The 5,782-nt window shown below is 69.3% G+C and carries 4 protein-coding genes; 1 reads left to right on the forward strand and 3 read right to left on the reverse strand.

Annotation, left to right across the window (positions count from 1 at the left end; genetic code table 11):
* Positions 1-515, forward strand: a 515-nt coding sequence (locus tag VML93_RS20175; RefSeq protein ID WP_325613400.1) for a CoA pyrophosphatase, incomplete at its 5' end; no start/stop codon positions are given.
* 84 nt (positions 516-599) lie between these two features.
* On the opposite strand, the gene VML93_RS20180 is transcribed toward VML93_RS20175, so the two are convergent.
* The 3 genes from VML93_RS20180 to VML93_RS20190 all read right to left on the reverse strand — a co-directional run bounded on the left by VML93_RS20180 (position 600) and on the right by VML93_RS20190 (position 5,781).
* Positions 600-4,166 carry a choice-of-anchor D domain-containing protein gene (locus VML93_RS20180; protein WP_325613401.1) on the reverse strand — a complete coding sequence of 1,189 codons (3,567 nt, stop codon included), beginning with the start codon at positions 4,164-4,166 and terminating at the stop codon, positions 600-602.
* A 440-nt stretch (positions 4,167-4,606) separates the two neighbouring features.
* The gene (locus tag VML93_RS20185; RefSeq protein WP_325613403.1) at positions 4,607-4,846 is read right to left on the reverse strand and encodes a hypothetical protein; all 240 of its coding nucleotides are present in this window, start codon (positions 4,844-4,846) and stop codon (positions 4,607-4,609) included.
* A gap of 797 nt (positions 4,847-5,643) precedes the next feature.
* Entirely contained in the window at positions 5,644-5,781 is a 138-nt protein-coding gene (locus VML93_RS20190) for an acyl-CoA dehydrogenase family protein (protein WP_325613404.1), read from the reverse strand.
* Between the last annotated feature and the right edge of the window lies 1 nt (position 5,782).

The following is a 5,782-nucleotide window of genomic DNA, read 5'->3' on the forward strand; positions in this document are numbered from 1 at the left end:
CGGTGGCGGTGTGCGTCCTGGAGCGGCGGGACGAACCCTGCCTGCTGCTCACCAAGCGAGCAGCAGGCCTGCGGAATCACTCCGGGCAGTGGGCGCTGCCCGGCGGAAGCCGCGATCCCGGCGAGTCCGCCGAGGACACGGCGCTGAGGGAACTGCGCGAGGAAACCGGCGTGACGGCCGGGGCAGCCGATGTGCTGGGCACTCTCGATGACTACGCCACCCGGTCCGGCTTCCTCATCACTCCGGTGGTGGTGTGGGGCGGCCCGGTGCGCACGCTCGTCAGGCAACCGTCGGAAGTGGCCCGGATCCACGTGATCCCGCTGGCCAGCTTCGACCGCCCGCCCGAGCTGCTGCGCATCCCGGAATCGCCCGCGCCGGTCCTGCGCCTGGCGCTGGGGGGCGACCATGTGTACGCGCCGACCGGCGCCATCATCCACCAGTTCTGCCAGCTGGCGCTGCACGGCCTGACCACCCGGGTGGCCCACTTCGAGCAGCCCGTCTTCGCCTGGCGATGAAGCCGGCGGGCGCCCTGGCCGGCGGGGGGCCGGTCCGGCGGGCACCGGACCGGCCGGGGCCGGACCGGCGGGGGCCGGACCGGCTCAGCAGGGGTGATCGGACGGGCCGTGCGACCCCTCGTCGCACGGAGGCGTGCTGACGGTCGCGAGCAGCGAGTGCAGGTTGCTCGCCAGCCAGCCGCGCAGGGCGCCGTTGAGCGTCATCTTCGTCGAGGCCGACACGTCGATGACGACCTTCGGGTGGTCGGGATCGTCGCTCTCGACGGCGAGGTGCCTGGTGCAGGGGGAACCTCCCGTCGCGGTGTACTGCAGCACGAGGTCGAGCGCGGCACCCGGATGGAGCGTGGCCGGGAACGGATTGCGCACGAGCACCAGGTGTTCGCAGCCGGGGCACCGGCAGCCTTCGAAACCCACGCACGTCACGTGGAGGTCGCAGTCGCCGACATTCGAGAACGTGAGCCGCTGCTGTACCCGGGTCCCGAAGAGCACCTCGCCGAAGCAGGCGGAGCCCGTCACGGCGACGGTGCCGTGCGGTGCCAGCCCGTGCAGCGGGACGGTGTGCGGGCTGGCCGGGTCGTCGGAGACGATCGTGATCGTCGCCGTCTTGCCGCCGAACGACAGCGGCTGGAACCGGATCGGAACCTCGATGTTGTCGCCGGGGTGGATCACGACCGGGAAGGCGAGGACCGCGGGCACACCGAACTCGGCGGAGTCGCTGGCGATCTCGAAGAGCGACAGGCAGCAGCACCCGCTGTTGGCGATGGTGAGCGTCGCGTCGGTGAAGTGCCCTACGCAGGCCGGGCCCACATCCCCGCTGTCCGCGACGATCGTGACCAGTCGCGGCGGTGGCGCCATCCCGGTCAGCTCAGCGGTTCGCGGACTGCTGGGGTCGTTGCTCGTGACCCTCAGGGTCGCCGAAGCCGGGCCCTGGGCCGTGGGAGCGAACCGGACCATCACCGTCAGGCTCGCCCCCGCCTCGACGACGACGGGGTAGCTGAGCACCGTCGAGACCGAGAACGGAGAACCGGGCGGGAAGCTGATGCGCCTGATCACGAGGGCGCAGGTGCCGGAGTTGCTGATCACGACGGGCACGTCGAGGGTGTCCCCGACGCAGACGTCACCGACCGAGCCGCCGGGCGGCATCACCAGCTCGGCCGCCGCCCGGCCCGCTTCTCCCGTGGCCAGTACATCGACGATCGGAGCGCCGGGATCGTCGGTCAGGACGCGGATCGTGGCCGCTTCCGGCCGCCCGCCCGGCGCCGTCGGTTCGTAGCGGACGACCAGGTCGAGCTGCTCCCCCGGCGCCACGACGGCTGGGCATGACGGGAAGGGCAGCACGGAGAAGGCGGCCGAACCGACGCTCCTGGCGACGCTGATCACCGTGAGGTCGGACCGGCCGACGTTCACGACCTCCAGCGTCAGGTCACCATGGTCACCAGGGCACACGGTCTCGAAGTCGAGCCCGTCCTGGAGGCTCAGGTTCACCGACGGCCCGTCTGGCGTGGCGAACTCGAACACCCCGCGGCCGAACGTCGCGGCGCGCAGCACGCCCGCCTGCTCACTGAACTCGAGATCGGTCACCGGCACCAGCGGCAGGTGGATGTCGTCGACCACCGACCATGAGCGGCCCAGGTCAACGGTGCGCACGACGCCCAGGTCGGTACCGACGTAGATAGTCGCCGGCGTCGTCGTGGCGTCGAGCGCGATCGCGCCCATCGGGATGTCGACCGGCGGCGAGATGTCGGTCCAGGCCGCCGACGCCGCGGTGGTGCGGAAGACGTGGCCCTGCTGGCCGGGCAGCTGTCCGTCGAAGCCGCCGAGAACGGCATAGATGATCGTGGGATCGATCGGGTCGAACGCCACGCGCTGCACGTTCCGGCCGTTGTTCGGCAGGTTGCGGGTGATGTCGGCGAACTGGACGCCGTTCGGCCCGCCGACGGTCGCGGCCAGGGCGTTGGTGCTGAGGAACACGCGCCGGCCGACAGCGTGGACGACGTAGTTGCCGTCGGTGGGCGACACCGCGATGTCTCCCGGCCCGCCCTGGGAGTCGACGATGCGCCAGGTGCCGCCGCTGTCCAGGCTCTGCCACAGGTTCTGCCGGCCACACGCGTAGACCGTGCCCGCGGTCCCTGGACGGGTCGCGATCGAGGTGATGAACGCGCCCTGGTCGCTCGTCGTGCCCCACGGCGTGATGGCGGTCGGGTAGCTGGCACCGTCGTTGCTGGAGCGGAAGATCCTGGTGCGAGGGGCGGCCGAGTAGACGCCGTCGGACGCGTACACGACCGCCGAGTTCGCTCCCCCGTCGTACACCGCGGTCCAGCCGTCGCCGTTGCGGGCCTGCCACTGCGGCGCGGGCTGGCCGGCCGTGGTCTGGACGCCGTTGTCCTGGAGCGCGCCGACCACCACGGTGGCGGCCGGGTCGGGCTTGCTGTCGATGTTGTAGAACAGCGTCGACTGGACCGAGCCGCTGTTGTGGTGCGTCCAGGTGGATCCGCCGTCGTTCGACTGGTAGCAGCCGCCGTCGGTGCCCACGTACACCGGCGTCGGCGTGGAGCCGGGAGGCGCGAAGGCCCAGACATGGGTGTCGGCGTGCAGAAGCGGGAAGGCCGGTGCCGCTCCGGCCACCGACGCGAAGGTATTGCCCGAGTCCGTCGACTTGAGCTGACGCACGCAGCCCAGGTAGATCGTGTCGGTCGACCCGTCGCCCGGTGAGGCCGGGTCGACCGCGAACGTGAAGCTGTAGCCGCCCTGGGTGGCGCCCGCGACGCTGAGGTTGGTCGCCGACCGCGCCGACCACGTCGCGCCTGCGTCGGTGCTGACGAAGAAGCCGACCGGGTTGTCCGAGCTCGTGTTCTGGGCCGTGAGGTAGATGACCTGCACTCCGGCCGGGTTCGCGGGCGACGCCGGCGGCGCCAGCGCCACCACCACCTTGCCGAACCCGGTCCCGAGCGCGGTGCTCGCGGCGTTGTTAACCGACCAGGTCACACCGCCATCGGGCGAGCTGATGACACCGGTGCCGTTGACGCCCGCGTAGAGCACGCGGGCGTTGGCGGGCGAACTCAGGTCGACGGCCAGGGACTCGGCGTTTCCCCCGGCATTGGTGCCGAGCGTCCAGTTCAGCCCGCCGTTGACCGAGCGGTAGACCCCGCTCTGCGCGGCGAGGTAGACGACCTGCCGATTCGCGGGATCGACGACGATCGAATAGATCCAGTCGCGGAAGAAGGCATTCGCTGTTCCCGTGTTCTCCACCGGGAAGCCGCTGCCGAGCCGGATCCACGTCGCCCCCGCGTCGGCTGACTTGTAGAGGCCCCGGCCGGCGGTCGTATCGATCGCATTGAGCGCGAAGGCGCCGGGCCGGGCGAAGGCCGCGCCGCTGATGCCGACATAGATCGTGTCGGGGTCAATCGGGTCGATGGCAATGGCGCTGGCCTCGCCGATGTTGAGCGAGACCTGACGATCGAAGAGCGGTCGCCAGCTGACGCCGTTGTCGACGGTCCGCCATACGCCTCCGCCACCGGTCCCGAGGTAGACGATCGATGGATTGGCGGGATGGACAGCTACCGAGGTGACGATCCCGTTGTCGAATCGAGAGGAAGCGCTGGCGATCGGGCTCGGTCCGATCGGCTTCCACGCCGTACCCTTGAGCGCCATTTGCTACTCCCCCGGACTCCGGTCGTCGGCCGGACCGCGGTCGTCGGCCGGCGGAGGAGGCTCGCCGCTATCAGCGGGGCTCGCCGACACTGCCCCGGGTAGCCGGCGCCACTGGGCCCGAGCGCGGGCATAGGCCTCCGGGGTCGGCCCCTCATCACTGTCGACTCGCTGCCGCACGTAATCCGCATGGAGGTCGGCCGGTGTCGCCAGTACCTCCCGGCGGGTCCGTTCGTCGTCCGCCGGCTCCTGCTCAATCCCCTCCGGCTCCGCCGGCTCCGATCTGGCGGGCTCCGATCTGGCCGACTCCGGGCTGGTAGGCACGCGGTCTGTCCAGCCCGTCTCGGGTGGCTCAGGATCCTTCTTCGAACGCTTTCGCGATCCCGGTTCGGCCATCACGTACTCCAATCGGTACCGATGTGCTCCGTTCAGGTGTGCTTCGTTCAGGCCCTGAGGGCCACTGCGCGCTTCCATTCGGCTCGCGCGAGCAGACTGAAGGCCACCGTGGCCACGGCGAGAGCGACCACGATCGCCCATTCCAATGCGCCGCTGCCAGCATCTGGTTCGACTCCGAAGACCTCTTCGATCCACTCTCGCGAGATGAGCGTCAGCAGCAGTAGCGCGGCGGTGACCGCGGCCAGGATGACCTCGATCCAGAACCGCACGCGAGCCTTCCGGAGCATGATGCGCCTCCTGTCCCTCTTACACGCAGCGTCGCAGGGTTGAGCGGAGCGACATATCGCGCTCACGGTTAATGTCAGGCCGGCAATTCGACGTGATCTGGCGGCCGGTACGCTGAAGTTGATTGCTGATTGAGTCAGCCGCATCGGCGGGCGACGCTATTTCAGCAAGAAAATACCGCCGGCTCGCACCGTCCGCGCGGAGCCTTAAAGCCGGCGGCAGCGAAATGAGCCTTGATGCCGACATCCGAGCGATCGCACCGTACGCCATGGTCCCCCCTCGCCGCAATCACATATGACGCCATGTGCCGACGTGGCAGTAAAATCAGCTAGCTTCGCTAATTCCTGCCACTCGTCGAACCTAATCGCATTAGTGTTACCTTTGCGTGGGCAAAGGCCGAGGCCGTCAGTTGCGGCGTAAAGACAAAGCCCCCAGGAGCCATTATTACGGGCGACCGTGTGGAGGCGGCGTGGAGATGGCGTGGAGGCCGTGTGGAGATTGAGCCGCAGACTAATGATCTTCATGGTGGCGGATACTGTCATCCCCGGGTCCCGGCTGCCGCACCGGCCCCGGTGACCCCGCCAGTCACCCGCCCCGGTCTGCGGTAACGACATCGGTGCCACATTCATGTCGTCATAGCGACATGAATGTCACATTCATGTCGTTATGGGAAAGTTGCGCCCCGCCGGGGAGGCGGTATCAGGAGGCACCGGGGCACCGTCTGTCCCGCACCCGGGGTGCTGCCCGGAAGGACCTGAGCGGCCGGCCACGTCCCGCACCTCCGCCGTTGAAGATCCCCCTAGATGCCGATGCGCTGGGCGAGGGCTTCCCGGTGGGCGTCGGCGTCGCCGAGGAAGATCTCCGACGACCGGGCGCGCTTGAAGTACAGGTGCGGCGACGCTTCCCAGGTGAAGCCCATCCCGCCGTGGAACTGGATG

Source organism: Mycobacterium sp., from assembly GCF_035499775.1.
Lineage (GTDB): Bacteria > Actinomycetota > Actinomycetes > Mycobacteriales > Mycobacteriaceae > Mycobacterium.

Coding starts and splice junctions, on each gene's coding strand:
- VML93_RS20180 (WP_325613401.1), bottom strand. CDS start 4,166: ATGGCGCTCAAGGGTACGGCGTGGAAGCCGATCGGACCGAGCCCGATC.
- VML93_RS20185 (WP_325613403.1), bottom strand. CDS start 4,846: ATGCTCCGGAAGGCTCGCGTGCGGTTCTGGATCGAGGTCATCCTGGCC.